At 27.9% G+C, this 19,247-nt stretch carries 17 protein-coding genes and 1 pseudogene; 1 reads left to right on the forward strand and 17 read right to left on the reverse strand.

From position 1 onward, the window contains the following. Positions 1-55: 55 nt before the first annotated feature. The 9 genes and pseudogenes from miaA to QIA41_RS00160 form a co-directional block, all read right to left on the reverse strand. A pseudogene (gene miaA, locus QIA41_RS00120) lies at positions 56-977 on the reverse strand (tRNA (adenosine(37)-N6)-dimethylallyltransferase MiaA). After that, the gene (locus QIA41_RS00125; protein WP_320292048.1) at positions 964-1,164 is read right to left on the reverse strand and encodes a DNA-directed RNA polymerase subunit omega; all 201 of its coding nucleotides are present in this window, start codon (positions 1,162-1,164) and stop codon (positions 964-966) included. The pseudogene miaA and the gene QIA41_RS00125 overlap by 14 nt, the downstream one beginning before the upstream one ends. 47 nt (positions 1,165-1,211) lie before the next feature. Continuing rightward, complete coding sequence (cmk, locus tag QIA41_RS00130; RefSeq protein ID WP_320292049.1) at positions 1,212-1,748, reverse strand: (d)CMP kinase; 537 nt, start codon at positions 1,746-1,748, stop codon at positions 1,212-1,214. Further along, positions 1,745-2,611, reverse strand: coding sequence for a YicC/YloC family endoribonuclease (locus tag QIA41_RS00135; protein ID WP_320292050.1), 867 nt, complete (start codon positions 2,609-2,611; stop codon positions 1,745-1,747). Before QIA41_RS00135 ends, cmk begins: the two co-directional genes overlap by 4 nt. Positions 2,612-2,621: 10 nt before the next feature. After that, positions 2,622-4,028: a UDP-N-acetylmuramate--L-alanine ligase gene (gene murC, locus QIA41_RS00140; RefSeq protein ID WP_320292051.1), complete on the reverse strand. Its 1,407-nt coding sequence runs from the start codon at positions 4,026-4,028 to the stop codon at positions 2,622-2,624. Then, positions 4,018-4,965 carry a hypothetical protein gene (locus QIA41_RS00145; RefSeq protein ID WP_320292052.1) on the reverse strand — a complete coding sequence of 316 codons (948 nt, stop codon included), beginning with the start codon at positions 4,963-4,965 and terminating at the stop codon, positions 4,018-4,020. Before QIA41_RS00145 ends, murC begins: the two co-directional genes overlap by 11 nt. Further along, positions 4,934-5,881 carry a pseudouridine synthase family protein gene (locus tag QIA41_RS00150; protein WP_320292053.1) on the reverse strand — a complete coding sequence of 316 codons (948 nt, stop codon included), beginning with the start codon at positions 5,879-5,881 and terminating at the stop codon, positions 4,934-4,936. The genes QIA41_RS00145 and QIA41_RS00150 overlap by 32 nt, the downstream gene beginning before the upstream one ends. 7 nt (positions 5,882-5,888) lie before the next feature. After that, on the reverse strand, positions 5,889-7,229 hold the full coding sequence (gene panF / locus QIA41_RS00155) for a sodium/pantothenate symporter (RefSeq protein ID WP_320292054.1): 1,341 nt from the start codon (positions 7,227-7,229) through the stop codon (positions 5,889-5,891). 58 nt (positions 7,230-7,287) lie between these two features. Beyond that, a complete protein-coding gene (locus QIA41_RS00160; RefSeq protein WP_320292055.1) occupies positions 7,288-7,482 on the reverse strand; it encodes a DUF997 family protein in 195 nt (64 codons plus the stop codon). Between the two features lie 101 nt (positions 7,483-7,583). Between QIA41_RS00160 and coaBC the strand changes: the two genes are divergently transcribed. Beyond that, positions 7,584-8,756: a bifunctional phosphopantothenoylcysteine decarboxylase/phosphopantothenate--cysteine ligase CoaBC gene (gene coaBC, locus QIA41_RS00165; protein WP_320292056.1), complete on the forward strand. Its 1,173-nt coding sequence runs from the start codon at positions 7,584-7,586 to the stop codon at positions 8,754-8,756. 26 nt (positions 8,757-8,782) lie between these two features. Here the strand turns inward: coaBC and QIA41_RS00170 are convergent, their stop codons facing one another. From QIA41_RS00170 to rpsO, 8 genes are read right to left on the reverse strand one after another with little or no spacing between them, the layout of a single operon-like run. Then, positions 8,783-10,189 (reverse strand): HEAT repeat domain-containing protein, encoded by a 1,407-nt coding sequence (locus tag QIA41_RS00170; RefSeq protein ID WP_320292057.1) that lies wholly within the window; start codon positions 10,187-10,189, stop codon positions 8,783-8,785. Then, positions 10,186-11,706, reverse strand: a complete 1,521-nt coding sequence (murJ, locus tag QIA41_RS00175; protein ID WP_320292058.1) for a murein biosynthesis integral membrane protein MurJ — start codon at positions 11,704-11,706, stop codon at positions 10,186-10,188. Before murJ ends, QIA41_RS00170 begins: the two co-directional genes overlap by 4 nt. Continuing rightward, positions 11,699-12,826, reverse strand: a complete 1,128-nt coding sequence (gene tgt, locus QIA41_RS00180; protein ID WP_320292059.1) for a tRNA guanosine(34) transglycosylase Tgt — start codon at positions 12,824-12,826, stop codon at positions 11,699-11,701. The genes murJ and tgt overlap by 8 nt, the downstream gene beginning before the upstream one ends. 29 nt (positions 12,827-12,855) lie before the next feature. Further along, entirely contained in the window at positions 12,856-13,923 is a 1,068-nt protein-coding gene (locus QIA41_RS00185; RefSeq protein WP_320292060.1) for an LptF/LptG family permease, read from the reverse strand. Next, on the reverse strand, positions 13,920-15,209 hold the full coding sequence (locus tag QIA41_RS00190) for an LptF/LptG family permease (protein ID WP_320292061.1): 1,290 nt from the start codon (positions 15,207-15,209) through the stop codon (positions 13,920-13,922). Before QIA41_RS00190 ends, QIA41_RS00185 begins: the two co-directional genes overlap by 4 nt. Next, a complete protein-coding gene (locus QIA41_RS00195) occupies positions 15,184-16,698 on the reverse strand; it encodes a ligand-binding sensor domain-containing protein (protein WP_320292062.1) in 1,515 nt (504 codons plus the stop codon). Before QIA41_RS00195 ends, QIA41_RS00190 begins: the two co-directional genes overlap by 26 nt. 6 nt (positions 16,699-16,704) lie before the next feature. After that, on the reverse strand, positions 16,705-18,873 hold the full coding sequence (gene pnp / locus QIA41_RS00200; RefSeq protein WP_320292063.1) for a polyribonucleotide nucleotidyltransferase: 2,169 nt from the start codon (positions 18,871-18,873) through the stop codon (positions 16,705-16,707). A 14-nt stretch (positions 18,874-18,887) separates the two neighbouring features. Then, on the reverse strand, positions 18,888-19,154 hold the full coding sequence (gene rpsO / locus QIA41_RS00205) for a 30S ribosomal protein S15 (RefSeq protein WP_320292064.1): 267 nt from the start codon (positions 19,152-19,154) through the stop codon (positions 18,888-18,890). Positions 19,155-19,247: the final 93 nt, after the last annotated feature.

The raw sequence follows: 19,247 nt of genomic DNA on the forward strand, positions 1-19,247 counted from the left end.
TTCTTTTATGAGTAGAAATTTTTTTTAATTTTCTTTTTCTTCCGCAAGGCACTCCTTAAATCTCCTTATCAACTATTAAAAATTAAATTCAAAATGTTATCTAAATCATCCTCTGGATGAAACCACAAAACATCAGAAATTTTGGCAAAAAAGGTCATTTGCCTTTTTGCATATAAAACCGAATTTTTGTTTATCAAATTAATTATATCATTTAAACTGTAAAAAGGTCTACTTTTCCATAATAAAAACTCATTATAGCCTATCCCTTTAAAAGCTGGAGTATTCTCATTATAACCCTTACTAAACAACTCTTTAATCTCAAAAAGCAATCCACTGCTAAGCATTTCATTAATTCTTATTGATATTCTAGTTTTCAAATCTTCAAAAGATCTTTTAAGCCCTATGATCACAATATTTTCAAATTCACTATTTTGTTTTTTTTTAAATTGACTAATAGGGATTCCTGTTTGGTAGTAAACCTCAAGAGATCTTTTAATGCGATAAATATCATTCTTATTTAGCATATTAAATCTAATGGGATCTACATTTTTTAATTCTTTTAAAAGATAAGATTTGCCTTTAAGATTTAAGAGATTGTTCACATGAATTCTTATTTCAGAAGTAACCAAAGGAGTTAAAGGAAATCCATCCTTTAAATGCTTAAAATAAAAAGCAGTACCGCCCACAAATATAGGAATTTTTTTTTTCTGCCTTATTTCTTTTACTATTCTTAAAGCTTGTTCATAAAAAATTCCAAGGGTATATTCTTTTTCGGGATCTAAAAAATCTACTAAATGATGCTTTATATGTTTCATTAAATTTTTACTTGGCTTTGAAGAAGCTATATTGAATTCTTTATACACTTGAATAGAGTCAACATTAATAATTTCCGCTTTATTTTTTGGGAAATGAAACAAAATATCGCTTTTACCCACAGCTGTAGGGCCAAAAATAAAAATTATTCTATCTTCCTTCAATTGAATAGCTAAATTTACCGCTCAAAACATCATTAAAAGCTTGCCCTAATATTTTATCATCAAACATAGTATGCTCTGCTAAAGAAATATTGTCTATGATTTGCTCTGTACGAATTATAGTAGCAACAACAAGTTCATAAAAATTTCCATCAAAATCTTGAATTTTTTTTAAAGGTACCTTAGTCATTTTATCTCCTTACAAGCTAAAAATATTAAAATATTAAATCGACTTAGTTAATTTTTTAAGTTTCTTTTATCAATTTCATCTCGAATTAATTTAAAAACTTCATTTGGATTAATATTCGTAACGTCAATCACTAAATCGGTATTTGAAAAATAATCATCAATATCTATATTGTAAATAGCTAAATATCTTTTTCTATCATTTTCATCTCTGTTAAAAGTACTGCTTAAAACATCAGAATACATGCCCCCCTCTCTAGTCATTATTCTCTCAGCCCTAACTTCCATTTTAGCATAAAGATATATTTTTAAATCAGCACCCTTAGAAATCCAAATAGCAAGACGAGAAGCAAGCACTGTATTATTTTTTTTAGCAAGTAAAGATAATCTCTTATCAAGATATCTATCCCAGTAATAATCATCTCTTCCTATTATCTCTTTTTCATAAAACTCCGAAAAAGGAATATTATGCTCTCTTGCAATATCATGAAAAGTGTAATTAATAAACTCAAGACCATAATGTTTTGCAATCATGCTACTTACAGTAGTATTACCACAACCACTCTTACCAGAAAGAGCTATTTTCATTCAACATTCCTTATTTGCTCTTTTATTTTTTCTAAATTTAACTTCATATTTAAAATCAAATTCTTAATATCAAGATCAACCGCCTTATTACTCATGGTTGTTATCTCTCTGTGCATTTCTTGAGAAATAAATTCAAGAACTTTACCACATATCTCATATTCAAGATTTTTATAAAAAGTTTCTATATGAGAATCTAAGCGTATGATCTCCTCATTGATATCTAGACGAATTGCCATTTTAGCTGCCTCTTCTGCAATATTTATATCTCTAAATTCATCCATTAATTTAGAGATATTTTCTTTAATACTTGCAAATAATCTGACATTTATATCATTACAAGCATCCTTAACAATTTTAAGATCTCGCTCTATTAGCATAAGAGTTGACACTATATCCGATTTAGTATTTTTTCCTTCAAAACTTCTTCCATTATTGTAATGAAATAAGGTTTCCTCTAAAACACCCTTAAACAAACCATAAATCTCTTCTTGATGTTCACTATCCTCATCAACTATCAAAGCTCCTTTTAATGATAAAAAATCACCCAAACTTAGCTCGCTCTTAATATTAAGATCGGTATGTGCCAAAGATTCTCTAAGTCTAGAAATAGCCTCAATATAATTGGGATTAACTGTAAAATTCATACGAGGAACCAATTCTTTATATCCTACATTTAAAAAAACATTGCCTCTGCTGATATATTTTGAAATCAAATTTCTTATATCAAGATCATAACCAGAAAAAATTTCTGGTAACTTAAGTTTAAATTCTAAAAATTTTCCATTATAAGACTTTAAATTAACACTAAACATATAGTTACCAATTATCTTTTCCAAATAAAAAAAACCCGTCATACTTTTCACTATAATACCCTTACAGAAAATCGTGTAAAATAAAATTATTTCCAGCGCCCATTGTAATAAACAAGTCTCCCGATATTAATAAACTTTTTATAAATTCAACAGAATCTTTGACATTTTTAAAAAAATAAGTGTTTTTATTTAATTTTTTAATATTTAAAAACAATTTAACAGAAAGTTCGTCTGGATCAAAATTTTCCCTATTGGAAAGATATATATTGTGCAAAATTAATATATCAGCAACACCCAGAACATTAACAAAATCATCAAAAAATTCTTTTGTTCTTGTGAAAGTATGGGGCATAAAATCTAAAATTATACGCCTGTTCTTATAAAAATTTTTAATACCAAGAAGCGTATCTCTAATTTCCCTGGGATGATGAGCATAATCGTCCATGTAAATTACCCCCTTTACCTCTTTAACAACTTCAACCCTTCTTTTTATACCACTATAATTTCTTGCAATTCTTTTTATTGCCACTTCAAAATCAAAAATTGACTTTCCGTTGCTTTCTAAAAAAAGATTTAAAGCCAAAAGTGCTGCTGAGAAATTTAATACATTATGAAGCAAAACGGTCCTAAGCTCGACATTATATAAGCCTAAAAAAGAAAAACAAAAATACTCATTCTTAACTGCAATGTTATTTATTTGGAAATTAGACAAATCTCCAGATCCAAAACTAAAAATATTTATATCTTTTCTATTTATTTGTCTTTTAATTTTAAGCAAATTATTATCATCAGAATTAATTATTAATATTCCATTTTTCTTTAAATTATTAATATATTGTAAAAAAGCACCTTCAAGGGTCTCATAATTTTTAAAAAAATCAACATGTTCAAAATCAACATTGGTTAAAATGAGCATATCAGGGCTAAAATGCAAAAAATGTTTTTTATACTCACAAGTTTCAACAATAAAAATATTACTAATATCGGATATTGAAGAATTACCTCCAAAATCTTTAACACTTGATCCTACAATAACATTGGGATTTAATCCTAATTTGTTAAAAAGAATGCCTAAAAACGCAGTAGTGGTGGTTTTGCCGTGAGATCCTGCAATCCCAATACTATAATACTTTCTAGAAAGCTCGCCAAGAACCTCAGGATAAGGCAAAATAGGTATATTCAATTCTTTTGCTTCAAGCAAAACTTGCAAACCGTCCTTATCGTAAGCTGAAGAATATACTATTAAATCAAAAACTTTATCAAGCTTTTTTAACGAAAACTCATAAATATTTTCATAATAAGATATTTTATTATTACTTAAAATCTCATCAGTATAAAATTTATCAGGAACATCTACCCCCTCTACATAATATCCTTTTGAATTTAAAAAACAAGCCAGAGAACAAACTCCGCTCCCTTTTATTCCTACAAAAAAAATATTATTTAAACTCTCAAAATCAACCTTCATAGCTCTCTTCTAAATAATCTTTTTTGTCATAAAATTTATGTATAACTATATCAATAGATAATATATTAATTATTGTATACTTAAGTACATTTGTAATAATGTAAGTTCTAAGCATTTCTGCATTATTAAGCAAATTATTTCCAAGAGGGATGTTTAAAAATAGCTTAAAAAGATAGTTACTTCCATCTTTTTTTATTTTAAGATCATAAACAATGTAATTTCTATCATACTCAGAAACACAATGTTCAATAATTTGCCTTACAGCTCGCTTTGAAATAGATAAAACGCCTTCTTCATAAAAATGGGGCCTTACAACAGATCGAATGTAATTCTTTTTCTTAGTAAAGAACCACCCGCTTTTAAAAAAAACTTTAATTGGATTTAATAGCAAATTAGGTCTAACGGGTGTTATTTCAAAAGAAGCTGCTGGTACAACATGCTCTCCCATTTGCCTTGAAATCTTTGCTTTTTCTATTTCTTGCCTAGTTGACACATCTGTTATGTAAATAATCTTAAAAATATTTGGCAATAAAAGTCTTGAAATTATTTTATCTATCATTTTAAGACTTGTTCCTAATATTAATATTTTATTGAATTTTTCTTTTCCAAGAACCTCAAGCATTTCTCTACAATGAGAATCATCTTCAAATACAGAACGCTTTACTGCCCTAAAAACATTATCTTCAAACTTAGCAGAACTTCCAGCAATAATTTTCATGTTTTTAATTAACACACCATCATCAATTATTAAAGGTATTGAATATTTGTCTGCTACTAAATGCGATCTAAAGCTCTTGCCAGTTCCAGCAGATCCTACTAATGCATACACCTTTACTCTAACAAATTTATGCTTAATGCTAGTTGCAAAGTTTTTAACCTTGCTTAATATTTTTTTTAAAAAAAAATTACTTGAAAAATTCTGAAAATTCATAATCATCAAAAATATCTTTTACTTGCTTTAAAAATTCTAAACTAGGCTTAGCGTAAAATTCATTCTTTTTAAAGAAAACTTCATTAAATTTTACCAAAAAAGCATGTAAAAAGTAATTGCTTTTCTTGAATTTATTATGATATTTCTTATCATTAATTAAAGGATGATTGTTAAACGAGCACTGGGATCTTATTTGATGGGTAAACCCCGTTTCAATAACAATCTCAGCAAGAGTAGCACTTTTGGAAGACAATATTGGATTAACTCTTGTAACGGCATTAATAAACTCTTTATCCTGCAAAACAAAAGTTTTTCTTAGTCTTTTATTTCTAAATAAATGATTTTTATAAACAACAGCTGACTTAATCTCACCTAAAAGTATGGCAAAATATTTTTTAGTTATAGAACCACTACTAAATGCCGTGCTTAGCTTTCTTGCAGCATTTATATTTTTCGCAAAAATAATAATGCCAGAAGTATTTCTATCAAGTCTGTGAACCGCCGAGGGCTTAAAGCTTAATGAGCTTAAATCTTCCTTTAAAAGATAAGCATTTACTAAAAAATCAAGAGAATTTTTGCCTCCATGAACTAAAATACCCCTTTGCTTATCCACAACAAGCAAATCACTATCCTCATAAATTATTCTTTTTTGAATACATTGAAAATCAATATTACTTTTATAAAATTTATCTGAAGCTAAGTTCAAACTTTGACCTAAAGATTTATACAAATAAATTTTGTCACCTTTACAAACTCTGCACGAAAAATGTGATTTTAGACCATTTAACCTAATATCACCCTTTCTAATATGTTTTATTATCCTAACTTTAGGTAGATTCAAAATCTTAATTAAAATTGAATCTAATCGCTTGCCATCATCGTTGGCAAGAACCTCTAAAAAAATATACTTATCTAAACGCAAGAAATAATCATCCTGATAGGCTTTTGCTATACTTTTTACAAAAAAAATTAACTATTAAAAATGTAAATATAGAAACAAAAAATGAAGGGAAAACGGGATGGAAAAACCAAATATTCAAACCAAAGCATAAAATACACAAATAGAATATCAACCCCAAAACCATAGACACAAATGCTGCTGTTTTGCTTACAAAATTTAAATAAAGTCCAAAAACAATAATGGGGAAAAACGAAACTTCTAAAGCTCCAAAAGCAAAAATATTAACAAAAAATAAAAAATTGGGGGGAAAGAAAGAAAATACAAGTATTATTAAAATAAAAAAAACATTAGAAATCGTTATTATTCTACTAATCTTTACATCTTCTTTTAAATCTTTTTTATAAATAAATATTGATTTTATTAAAACAGATGTTATTAAGAGCAAATTTGAATCCACTGTAGACATTATTGCGGATAAAAGACCTATAAAAAAAATAAAACAAGAAATAGGATTTAAAACTTTTAAAGCTACATTTAAAACAACTTTATCATCTGGATTTAAATCTGGAAAAAGAATAATAGCAAAAAAGCCTATCAAATGCATCAAAACGATTAAAAAGCTGATAATAAAAGTAGAAATGGGAAGAGAGAACTTTATAGCATTTTCATCTTTAAATGCTATAAAGTTATTAACAATCTGAGGCTGCCCTAATATTCCTATTCCTATCAATATCCAAAAAGAAATGATATATTGCGGTTTAAGGTCAATATTTGAAGGAAGTAAAAGGTTTTTATCCAAACTAAACGATGCCGTCTTGAACAAATTGCTAATGCCTCCTCCTAAATCTAACATCTTGGAAAACAAAATAACAGATGAAACTATCATTAAAAATCCTTGAATCAAATCCGTATAAGCCACAGCCTTAAATCCACCAAAAAATACATAAATAAAAACCAATAGGGTAAAAAATAAAAGACCAACCGCATAATCAATACCCAAAAAAACCTCTATAAGTTTAGCACCACCTATTAATTGAGCAGAAATCAAAAACATGGAAAAAAAAATTAATACACAGCCACTCATTAACGCTAAAAAATCACTTTCATATCTGTATTTAATATAATCAATAATATTTATTGCATTAATTTTTTTTGATTCTCGATTTAATTTTTGACCAACAATCATAAAAGCAATTAAAGTTGTGGGAATTTGTATTGTAGCTAATAATATAAAAGATAACCCATACTTATAAACAGCAGAGGGACCAGAAATAAAACTGCTAGCACTAATATAGCTAGAAGAAAATAATAAGGCCATAATAATAAAATTAATATTTCGATTTGCAAGAAAATACTTATTTAATAACAAAAACTGCCTCTATTTTTTTAAAAAAGAACATAAAAATAAAAAAATTATCTATAATGTATTAAGTTTTACTAATTATTAAAATAAAAAAACAAACCAAAAAAAAATTTATAATAGGGAACAAAATTCCCGATCCAAAAAACCACAAAGGAATATTAAATATAGTAGCTGATGTGTCGACAAAATAGGCAAAACAAATCCATAAGAAAAATATACAAACATACAACAATACAGCGTACAAAATCCTATTTCTCATTTAAAACAACCTTGGCAAAAGAGCACTAAACTTTATAAACTCAATATAATATATATATTACATGATATACATTATATAATATCTTACATGAGTTATATTATATGAGTAAAAATAAGAATATATTAATTGGTATATGTGGGGGTATAGCCTCTTATAAATCAGTTTATATAGTTTCTAATTTTGTTAAACTAGGATACAACGTCAAAGTTGTAATGACAAAAAATGCAACCAAATTTATTACTCCATTAACTTTAGAAACCATTTCTAAAAACAAAATAGTTACTAATTTGTGGGATTTAAACCATAATGAGGTTGAACATATAAAAATTGCGAAATGGGCTCATCTAATCCTTATTATTCCCGCTACTTATAATATAATATCTAAAATTGCATCAGGAATTGCTGATGATGCATTAACTACAATAATATCTGCAAGTACAGCGCCTACTTATTTTGCAATAGCAATGAATAATATAATGTATTCAAACCCTATTTTAAAAGAAAACATAAAAAAGCTTAAAAATTATCATTATAACTTCATTGAACCTGATAAAGGATTTTTGGCTTGCTCATCAAATGCCTTAGGGCGCCTTAAAAATGAAGACAAAATTATAAAAATAATATTAAATGAATTTAATCAAAAAGATTACCTAAAAAACAAAAAAATACTAATAACGGCATCCAGAACTGAAGAGTTCATAGACCCAATTCGCTATTTTTCAAATAAATCAACGGGAAAAATGGGATTTTGTTTGGCAAAAGAGGCTATTAAACTAGGGGCTCAAGTTACAATCATCACGGGCCCAACCAATGAAAATGAACCTGAAGGGGTCAATATTATAAAAATCAAAACCGCAATGGAAATGTATAAAGAGATTCTCAAAATATACAATAAATTTGAAATAATAATTGGGGCTGCGGCTGTTGCCGATTTCAAACCCAAACACATTTTTAATAATAAAATTAAAAAAAATAAAACCAACAAATTATATATAAAATTAGTAAAAAATCCTGACATAATCCAACACATAGGACACAATAAACTTAAAAACCAAATTGTTGTTGGATTTTGCGCTGAGGATTCTAAAAATTTAATTCAAAATGCCAAAGAAAAATTAAAAAAGAAAAATTTGGACTTTATCATCGCAAATGAACTTAAATACTTTGGTTCAAACTTAAACAAAGCCTATATAATAAATAAACAAAGCATAAAAGAACTGCCAGAAATGAAAAAATCAGAAATGGCTAAAGAAATTTTAAAAATCTTCTACTAAATAAGAGTTTAAAAAATTATTAGTAGTCAATAATCTTTTAAAAGCATTTTAATATATTCAGAGTTAGTTTCACTTTTAATTTTTTTAAGTTTATCAGAAAGAGATGAAGATTTATTATAAATAGCTCCTTTTAATGCAAAATGCCTTAAATCAACATTTTTACTGTCAATGATTTTAGAATAAAAATTATCAAAATTACCCTTTTTGCCAGCTAACATTGAAGCAATGCCTTTTAAAACATTTGAAGGTCTATTAACATTTTCTTTGTTAACAATTTCTAAAGCAATTGACAATGCTTTTAAAGAATCCTTATCCAAAAGGTAGCTAAACATTGAAATTTTAAAATTATTGTCAATTTTAAAATCAAGCATGATATTTTTCATCTCAATATCCTCAAGATCCATATCAATTAAAGCCTTTGCAGAAGCTTCCCTAACTTTAAGAGATGGATCGCTTTTAATCTTATAAATCAAAATATCCCTTGCTGAAGAATCCTTATGTCCTTTAATTGCATTAATAGCTTTAAATCTAATATTATCATCAGAGTCTCTTAAAAATCCTTGTAAAATATCTTTGGATTTTAAAGAAGGATCTTTGGATAAAGCAGTAATAATAGCCAATTTAACATTTAAATTATTATTATTGCTCTGAAGATATAAATCAGCATTTGTGGTTACTTTATCTGGAGCAATGTACGACAATGCTTCAATTGCAGCGGCTTTAATTGATGGATTCTCATAACTATCCAGTGAAATTTCATAAATTCTATTTTGGTAATCAACAGCAACCATTTTTCCCAGAGCAATAAGTATTTCTCTTCTAGCACCATCATTTCCAGAATATTTTTCAAAAACTTCCATCATATTCTTAGAATATTCAAGAGAATTGAGTTCTCCTAAATAATAAGCTACAATAGATACCACATTGCCTTCTTTATTTTCAAGAATCTCAATAAGAGTTTTTTTTAATTTCTCCTTATCATCAAACTCCTTAAGATACGAAATTGCCAAGCTAAGTAAAGCATTTGAATATCTTTTACTCTCGTAATTTTCAAGAATATAATTTGCTGTATCAATGCCTCCTGAATACTTAAGAGAAATAAACAATTCAAGAATTTCCTTTTTAATCTCAGCATTAAAAGTTTCTTCAAGTCTTTTTTTAAGAGAAAAATTATATTGACTATCACCTGATTTTTTAAGAGCTTTTATAATGCTTGTAACTTGACTGTCAAGTCCATAAAGAATCGTATCGTTAACATACTTACCATCTAAACCAACATTAGAAAAATTCTCAACTTTAGAAGATTTTTTTTTCTCAAGCTTATTTTCTATAACTTCAGGCAACACAGGGAGATTAGGAAGAACTGGGGGATTAACATTTTGGGCATACATATTTAAAATAAGCAAAAAAAATAAAAATTTAAAACAATTCATAAAGCATCCCTCCTAATAAACCTAAAAAGCTTATTTATTCCTAAAACAGAATAACAAATAAACAAAATAAAAATGCTAACAATTCCTGCCGCAGTTAAAAAATAAAAATTTTTTAAACTAAAGCCCAGATCCCAGTTAAGCTTCTCAAAAAAGAAATAAATTAAATACAAAGGGACAAGCGTAACAATTGCCTTTAAAATAACCAATAAAATCCCAATTAAATCAATTTTAACTCCACTTTTTAATATTATAAAATAAAAAACAATCGCACAAATCATAAAAGAAATAGATTGCGCTAATGCCAAAGCATTCAAACCGTAATAATTAATACCAAAAATAGAAAGTAGAATATCAAGAATAGAAAATAAAACACTCAAATAAAATGGTGTTTTTGCATCACGAATAGAAAAATAATATTTTTGAAAAAAATTAAACATTGAATAAAAAAGTAAACCTAAAAGAAAACATTTTAAAACGCCCGCTGTTTTTTGAGTATCATAAATAGAAAACTTACCTCCCATAAGAAGTAAATTTAAAATATAATCAGACCAAATAAACATCAAAAAAGACACAGGAATAAAAATCAACAATAAAATTTTAATCCCATCTACCAAAAGAGCATTTAATTTTATATTATTTCCCAAAACAGCATACTCTGCCATTTTGGGAAAAATTACTGTTGCAATAGAAACATAAAAAATTCCTACAGGAAGCTGATAATAAACTACAGCATTACTAAGGATGGAAACACTTCCTATTTCAAGAGTAGATGCCAATGCAAACGAAATCTGCTGAGTAACGATTGAAATAGAAAATCCAAAAATCATGCGAACCCATCTACCTAAAAAATTCAAAAATACCTTTTCCCTAAAATAAAATGTTGGTTTCCAGACAAAACCAATCATATAGCAATTTACAAAAGGAATCAGAAATTGTAAAAATCCTCCAAAAATTACGCCAATAACAGCACTGTATATTCCAAAACGACTATACAATAAAAATATGCTCAATATTATTCCAAAAGAAAACATAATAGGTGAAAATGAGGGAATAAAGAAAATTTTATATGAATTTAGAACAGATATGAAAATTGAGGATAAACTTATTAATAAGATATATAATACCAAATAACTAAATATAGAACTTGCAAAAATTAAACTTTCTCCCCTATAATAAGACAAGAAGTACATAATAGGTTTTGCAAAAACACTCATAGTTAAAACAATTAAACCAATAGAAATAACATTAAAGGTTATGACGGTTCTAAAAAAAGAAACAGCTTTTCCGTGTGATTTGTTTTTTTCATATGTGAATTCGGGTAAAAAAGCCGAAGTCATTGCACCCTCTGAAAGAATTTTACGCAAATTATTAGGAATATTGAAAACATAGTTAAAAATATCAGTATCAAGATTTGCACCAAAATAATAAGAGAAAATTTTTACCTTTGCAAACCCCATTATTCGTGAAATAAAAGTGGAAATCATGACCAAAACTGTAGAAATAACATATTTATTCATCTAAATTACCCTCTTCATACTTTTTCAAATATGAAGCTCTAAAATTTAAAAAATTATCATTTAAAATTGCAGTTCTGATTTTTGAAATCAATCGAAACATATAGTGAATATTATGCTCACTTGCCAAAATTATTCCAAAAAGCTCTTTCGATTTTATCAAATGTCTTAAATATCCTCTTGAATATCTTGTACATAAAGTACAACCACAATTTTTCTCTACCTGAGAAGTATCATCCTTGTATTCCTTTCTACTAATGCGCATTATTCCATTATCTGTGAGAAGAGACCCGTGCCTAGCAATTCTTGCGGGATTAACACAATCAAAAATATCGATGCCATAGTATATAGCATCAAGTATGTAATGGGGAGTACCAATACCCATTACATATCTTGGCTTTTCTTTTGGTATTAGCAAAGAACTATATTCAAGAATTTCCAAATATTTTTCTCTCGGCTCTCCAACAGAAATACCTCCAATAGCAACACCAGGACTGTCTAATTCTAATATATCGTTGATGCTTCTTTTCCTTAAATCTTTAAAAAAATTTCCTTGGGTTATTAAAAATAAAAGGCCATTATATCCCTCTTTTTTATTTTTATAAGATTTGAATGTACTACGAGCCCAATTGGTTGTAATATTTGTATATAAGTTGGCTTCATTATAATCAATACCATAAGAACTACAAATATCAAGGGGCATAATAATATCACTACCAAAAATCTCTTGCATAGCAAATACTCCCTCAGGGGTGAAGTAATGACAAGATCCATCTAGATGAGATTTAAAATGCACACCTTTTAAATCAATTTTTCTTAAACCAGAAAGAGAAAACACCTGAAATCCACCCGAATCAGTTAAAAAATTTTTATTCCAAGTTGTAAAATTATGAAGACCCCCATATTTTTCAATAGTTTTAATGCCTGGTCTTAAATATAAATGGTAAGTATTTGCAAGCATTAAATTGCATTCCAATTTCTCAAGAACAGAATGTTTTAAACCTTTCATTGCCCCCAAAGTACCAACAGGCATAAAACAAGGAGTATCTACTCTGCCATGGGGAAGATTTAAAAATCCAACCCTTGCATTAGAATGTTTGTCATTCTTAATTATTCTAAACATATAAACACCCTAAATAATCATTATATATATCATTTCCTAACAATCCTATAAACAAGAAAATTGATAATCAAAAAAAATATGGTTGTAAAAGAACTTGCTACATATATATGCAAATAGCCAAGATCAGCTAAAAAATTAAAAATTACAATAGAAATGACATAAACAACGGCAAAAGCAATGCTATTTAATAAACTTAGTATAAAAATATTTTTTTTAAGAGCAAGAGCAATAAACCCAACAGTAAAACTAAGAAGAATCAATCTAAATGAAAAAAATACCCTATTTAGCAAATCAAACAATGCATCAGAATAATTTAAATGTTCATTTTTGAGAAAACTTATCCAATTAATAAGTTTAGTAAAATTTAATGCCTTTGACGACAACATCATGATTCTTATGTAATCTGGCTCCAGCTTAATAATTCCCGTCCCATCAAGAACACCATAAGAATTCTCCTCAATTTTTCTACCAACATTAACAAACTCTCTAACACCATAAAGCTTCCATTTATCATCTTTCCATTCAGCTTTATTTATATCATACCTTTTTTGAAAATCATCTTTATTGTCTTTAATTATAATAATTAAGTTAGAAAAAGTATTCTCATCAATATCATAAGATTTAATATTATAGATTTCTCTAGCAAAATCTCTAATTATTATAGTTTTATCGCTAGCTCCGCCATCACCAATACTATTTTTAATAAGAATATCTCTTCTTGCTGCACTATCTATTACTAAATAATTATCAAAAAAGAAAAGAACAACTGAAATAAATATGCTAATCAAAATAAATGGTCTCAATATCCTGGTAAGCGAAACCCCGCAACTAAAAAGCCCTATTATTTCATTTCTCATAGAGAGATTGCCAATAAGATTGGAAATGGCAAAAAGAAAAGATAAAGCAACTCCATCAGAGAAAGCTTTTGGCAAATACAAATAATAAATATAAAGAATATCCTTAAAGTCAATATTCTTTTCAAGATAATTGAGAAGATTGACAAATAAATCACCAAGCACAATTAAAATCATGAAAAGCAAATTCATGGATAAAAAGGTAAGAATGATGCTTTTTGCAAAAAGCTTATCTATTTTCATTTTTTTAATAATCTCAAAAAAAGAATTGCTCCTGCAACAATTAAAATCAAATTGGGCAAAATAGTAACAACGATGGGATTTGGTGCATACTGAACAGTATAAACTTTTCCACCAATAAACATTACCCAATAAAAAACACAAACAATAATTGAAATTACAAGTTCAAGAATAATAGAATATTTCCTATTGGAATACATCCCCATTGAAAAAGCCAAAAAAATGAAAAATAAAACCGAAAGTGGCAAACTAATCTTTTGATAAAATTCAAGATTAAACAGAGCTAAATTTTGGATCATGCTTTGATCTTGATAGGGTTTAAAACTTGAATTTAGATTATACATATAGTTTAAATTTTCAAAAACATAAGATTCATCTACATAGTAGTTTTGATTATATAAATAATTTAAATAAAGGTTTGAAAAATTTAAACTTAAAAAATCCCCTTCTAGATTATTTTTTATATTTGAATCTGCAATTGAATTGTTTTGTTTTCTAATTAATTTTATAACATCTCTCATACTCATTTGCGAAGGAGTTATATAATTTAATAAAAAACTATCGCTAAATGTTACCTGATCGATTGAATATTTCATCTTATCTGCATAAAAATAATCATAAAATCCACTCTCACTGTCAGTTAAAGCAATAGATAGAACATCGTTCAAAATAAAATAAACTTGAAAATTTTCTTTTCTAATATCAAGATTTTTTGCCATAAATATTCTATCAAAGCCCTTAAGCCCAGTGTTATCAAAAAAAGTTACATTTTTATAGCCATTTTCTGATTTCTCCCCAGAAACAAAAATTAAATCTCCATATTGCTTGCTTGAATAAGGCTTTAATACTAAATGAGGAACTTCTTCTTTTATTTCATTAAAAATTTTCAATCTACCAATAGATCCCAGTGGAAGTAAAATATCATTAGATATAAAAGATATAATAACAATAATTACTCCCAATTTAAAAAATGGAACAAGTAAATCAAAAATTGATATACCAATTGAACGAAAAGCTAAAATTTCATTATGAATCTTGAATTTATGAATAGTGAGAATTACCGAAATCAAAGAAGCAAAAGGTGGAGAAAGCGCAATCACCATGGGAAGAGAGTATATGATAAAAATAAAAGCTTTTAAAAAGGGAACATAATTTTGAAGAAGTATTCTCATAAAAAATAAAATTTGATTTATAAAAAACACGAAAAAGAAAAATAAAAACGTAATTAAAAAATATTTAAAAAATTCTGCAATTATGTAAGATTCATAATTGCTTTTTAATATTTTCATCTATAAAAACCAAGCCGTTATTAAGAGTACCAAGTATGACATAATTTCCAAATCTAGAAACTTTTATTAAATTTAAATTAAGAAGCCCATTACTAGGTCCAAAATAGTCCCAATTATTATTTTCAGAATCATAAATCAATAACCCATGATCAAAAGTTGCAAACAACAACTTTTTATCTTTAATCTCCATATCCATAAAATAATTAACATCGATATTATTAGCAATAACGTGCTTTTTATAACTATTTTTATTTAAATGTAATTCAAAAAGGCCCCCGCCATACGTTCCAACAAAATAACTATCTTTATATCTTTTTATAAAATTAATATTTTTTTCATTATCATTTTTGCTAAAAAAATCTAAATGTTTAAACTTTTCCAAACTATCAACATTAATACTATAAATAGCTTTGTCAACCGTTCCGACTAATAATAAATTTTTTAGACTATCAAAGCACATTGAAGAAATTTTCTTAGATCCAAGTGGTACATTTTTCCAATTTTTGAAATCATAAAACCATAACCCAGAATTTAAAGTACCAACAAATATTCCATCTTTAACACCAAGCAAAACTTGTATATTGCTAAAATCAGCATTATTGGGAACATTTATTTGCTTCAAATCTCCATCAATATCATCTATATAATAAATAATATTTTTCCCTCCAATATAAATTTTCCCATTATGATCTGCAAAGCCTTTAATACCATTTAAAAAAATGCTTTTTTTATCTTTAAGGTAAACTCTATAATCATTTTTTTTTACATTATATCTTAAAAGTCCACCTAGTATATTAGTTACAAATATATTCTCTTTAAAAACAAATGCATCAAAAACACTATTGTCAAGAAATCCTAAAGATTCCAGGTTTAAATGACTTATACCAAGCTTATTACTTAAAAAGTTATAAATTTCTTTGTCATAACCTGAAATAGAAAATTCATCAATCTCTTTAAATGCAGAAATTGCTTCAAATTTTTCTTTAGCAAGATATTTCAATTCGGCTGATCTTAAACTAGCATGAGAATGTTTATAATCTTTTAAAAAAAGATCAAAATTATATTCAGAAAGATCGTAAAAACCATTCTCATAATTTATATATCCTAAAAACAAATTCACTTTAGCTAACAATTCCCTGTTATGCTGATTATCATTAACTACTATTTTATTTAAATAGTAGTTCGTCAAACCAATGCTTTTCTTAGCATAACTTTCTCTGGCTTTTTTAAAATAAAAATTATTTTCTTTTAAAAAAGCACTACTAAGAAAAAAAGATTCATTATCTTTTAATCCTAACAAATAATCTCTTTTAAATTCACTATCATTATCAACGTTACTATTATCATCAATAACGACCGATTCTTCTTTCTTCTCTACAAGATCGTTAATATGAGAATCTTGAATAGATCTACTTGCAGTAAGACAGGAAAAAAACAAGACAAAACATATAAGACAACCTTTAAATAAATTATTAAAAACAAATTTCATATTATTTCAATAATCTTTATCCCTAACAACTTCAAGATCAATTTTCCCAAATTTGTCTATATCAATTATTTTAACTTTAATTCGCTGACCTTCTTCTAATTTTGGAGGCCTAACTAACCCTATATTACTCCTTATACTGTCTCCGCTACCACTAAATCTAGAGTATCTATTACCATTCCCAAACCTCCCAGAACCATATTTATTGTCTCTAGATTTTAATCGAGTGCTTAAAAATCCTTCCTTTGTAGGAGTAAGTTCAATAAAAGCTCCAAAGCTATTAATCTTTTTAACGGTTCCTTCATAAATTTCACCTACCTTTGGTTCTCTTACGATACTCTCTATTCTTTCTTTGGCCTTTTGCATCTTAAAATCATCATCGCCGAAAAGAATAATTTTCCCATTTTGCTCAATTTGAACCTTAACTTCAAATTCATCTGTTATAGCCTTAACAGTTTTTCCAGTAGATCCTATTACAAGAGATATCTTATCAATATCAATTTGAAGTTGAACAATTTTGGGAGCATACTTAGATATACCAATTCTTGAATCTGGAATTACAGTATCCATAATGGAGAGTATGTGCATCCTACCTATTCTTGCCTGCTCAAGAGCATCTTTCATTAAATGCTTAGAGACATTTTCAATCTTAATGTCCATTTGAAATCCAGTAATTCCATTTTTTGTACCAGCCACTTTAAAGTCCATATCGCCTAGATGATCCTCTTCCCCAAGAATATCACTTAAAACCACATATTTATCCCCTTCACTAATAAGTCCCATAGCTATTCCTGCAACTTGCCTTTTAACAGGCACTCCCGCAGACATTAAAGACATGCTTCCAGCGCAAACAGTAGCCATTGAGGAAGATCCGTTAGACTCCAAAATCTCAGAAACTACTCTAATGGTATACGGAAAATCGCTTTTCCCAGGAACCATTGACTCTAAAGCTCTTTGAGCTAAATGACCATGACCAATCTCGCGCCTACCAGTCATAAGCCTACCAGTCTCACCAACTGAAAATGGAGGAAAATTGTAATGAAGCATAAAATTAAGACGCTTATCGCCATCAATATCATCCATTATTTGTTCATCAATGCTTGTACCAAGAGTAGTTACTGCTAAAGCTTGTGTCTCTCCTCTTGTAAAAAGTGCAGATCCATGAGTTCTGCTTAAAATATCAACTTCTGCAATAATATCTCTTATCTCATTAGGAGTTCGACCATCTGTTCTAATTTTATCATTAAGAATAGAATTTCTAACAATCTCCTTTTCAAAATCATCAAAAGCTTTGTTAAAAAGGGACTCATTATCATCGGTTAATTTCTCAAAAGAAGAAAAATGTTCATAAGATTTATTTCGCAGCAAAGTTATAGCTTTATCTCTATTAAGCTTTCCCTTAACAAAACATGCTTCTTTAAGCTCAGCATAAATAAAATCCCTAAGCTCCTCTTTAAATTCAAATATTTTTTCTTCAAAAGCTAAAGGAAGCTTTTCTTTTTTACCTACAATATCTAAAAATTCTTTTTGAGCATTACAAATTTGTTTAATATATTCATGTGCACCGTCTATTGCTAACAGCAAAATATCCTCACCAACTTCATTAGCACCACCTTCTACCATTGTGATTCCATTTAAACTTCCTGCAACAACAATATCAAGATCAGAATCATGAATCTCTTCAAAAGACGGATTTACTATAAACTCACCATTTAAATAAACCATTCTAACAGCCGCAATTGGACCATTAAAAGGAATATCTGATAAAAAAACCGCCGTAAAAGCAGCATTCATTCCAACAATATCAGGGGGATTAAGCTGATCTGTTGCTAAAGTTGTAGGAATTACTTGAATTTCTCGACCAAATCTTTTATCAAAAAGAGGTCTCATTGGTCTATCTATTAATCTAGAAACAAGTATCTCTTTATCCTTTGGCTTTCCTTCTCTTTTGATAAATCCTCCGGGAATCTTACCGGCTGCATAATATTTCTCATTATATTCAACAGAAAGTGGAACAAAATCTAAATCTTCTCTCACATTGTTTGAACAACAAACAGTTGCAAGCACTGAAGATCCCCCATAAGTTGCAAGAACCGATCCATTGGCCTGCTTGGCCATAAATCCCGTCTCAAACACTAACTCGTCTCTGCCTATTTTCAACTTTAATATTTTCCTCAAAATTCAACCTCTTTTTATTTTCTAAGACCAAGTTTAGAAATCAACATCCTATAAGCTTCTAAATCTCTTTTCTGGTAATACCGCAATAAACTTCGTCTTTGCCCTACCAACTTTAATAAGCCTCTTTTTGAACTATAGTCTTTTTTATTTTCCTTTAAATGCTCAGTTAAGTATTTTATTCTGCCCGTAATAAGTGCTATCTGAACTTCAACAGAACCAGTATCACCTTCATTTTTACCAAATTCAGAAACTATTTTTTGCTTTTGTTTTTTATCTATCATAAAGCAACTCCTATACCATTATAGCAAAGCCCTAAAAACCTCTTGCTATAATTTAAACTAACTACTATGATAGATTATAATATTTTTTCTAGA

Origin of the sequence: Borreliella sinica (assembly GCF_033969665.2) — a bacterium.
Lineage (GTDB): Bacteria > Spirochaetota > Spirochaetia > Borreliales > Borreliaceae > Borreliella > Borreliella sinica.

Coding starts and splice junctions, on each gene's coding strand:
- QIA41_RS00125 (WP_320292048.1), bottom strand. CDS start 1,164: ATGACTAAGGTACCTTTAAAAAAAATTCAAGATTTTGATGGAAATTTT.
- cmk (WP_320292049.1), bottom strand. CDS start 1,748: ATGAAAATAGCTCTTTCTGGTAAGAGTGGTTGTGGTAATACTACTGTA.
- murC (WP_320292051.1), bottom strand. CDS start 4,028: ATGAAGGTTGATTTTGAGAGTTTAAATAATATTTTTTTTGTAGGAATA.
- QIA41_RS00145 (WP_320292052.1), bottom strand. CDS start 4,965: ATGATTATGAATTTTCAGAATTTTTCAAGTAATTTTTTTTTAAAAAAA.
- QIA41_RS00160 (WP_320292055.1), bottom strand. CDS start 7,482: ATGAGAAATAGGATTTTGTACGCTGTATTGTTGTATGTTTGTATATTT.
- coaBC (WP_320292056.1), top strand. CDS start 7,584: ATGAGTAAAAATAAGAATATATTAATTGGTATATGTGGGGGTATAGCC.
- QIA41_RS00170 (WP_320292057.1), bottom strand. CDS start 10,189: ATGAATTGTTTTAAATTTTTATTTTTTTTGCTTATTTTAAATATGTAT.
- murJ (WP_320292058.1), bottom strand. CDS start 11,706: ATGAATAAATATGTTATTTCTACAGTTTTGGTCATGATTTCCACTTTT.
- tgt (WP_320292059.1), bottom strand. CDS start 12,826: ATGTTTAGAATAATTAAGAATGACAAACATTCTAATGCAAGGGTTGGA.
- QIA41_RS00185 (WP_320292060.1), bottom strand. CDS start 13,923: ATGAAAATAGATAAGCTTTTTGCAAAAAGCATCATTCTTACCTTTTTA.
- QIA41_RS00190 (WP_320292061.1), bottom strand. CDS start 15,209: ATGAAAATATTAAAAAGCAATTATGAATCTTACATAATTGCAGAATTT.
- QIA41_RS00195 (WP_320292062.1), bottom strand. CDS start 16,698: ATGAAATTTGTTTTTAATAATTTATTTAAAGGTTGTCTTATATGTTTT.
- rpsO (WP_320292064.1), bottom strand. CDS start 19,154: ATGATAGATAAAAAACAAAAGCAAAAAATAGTTTCTGAATTTGGTAAA.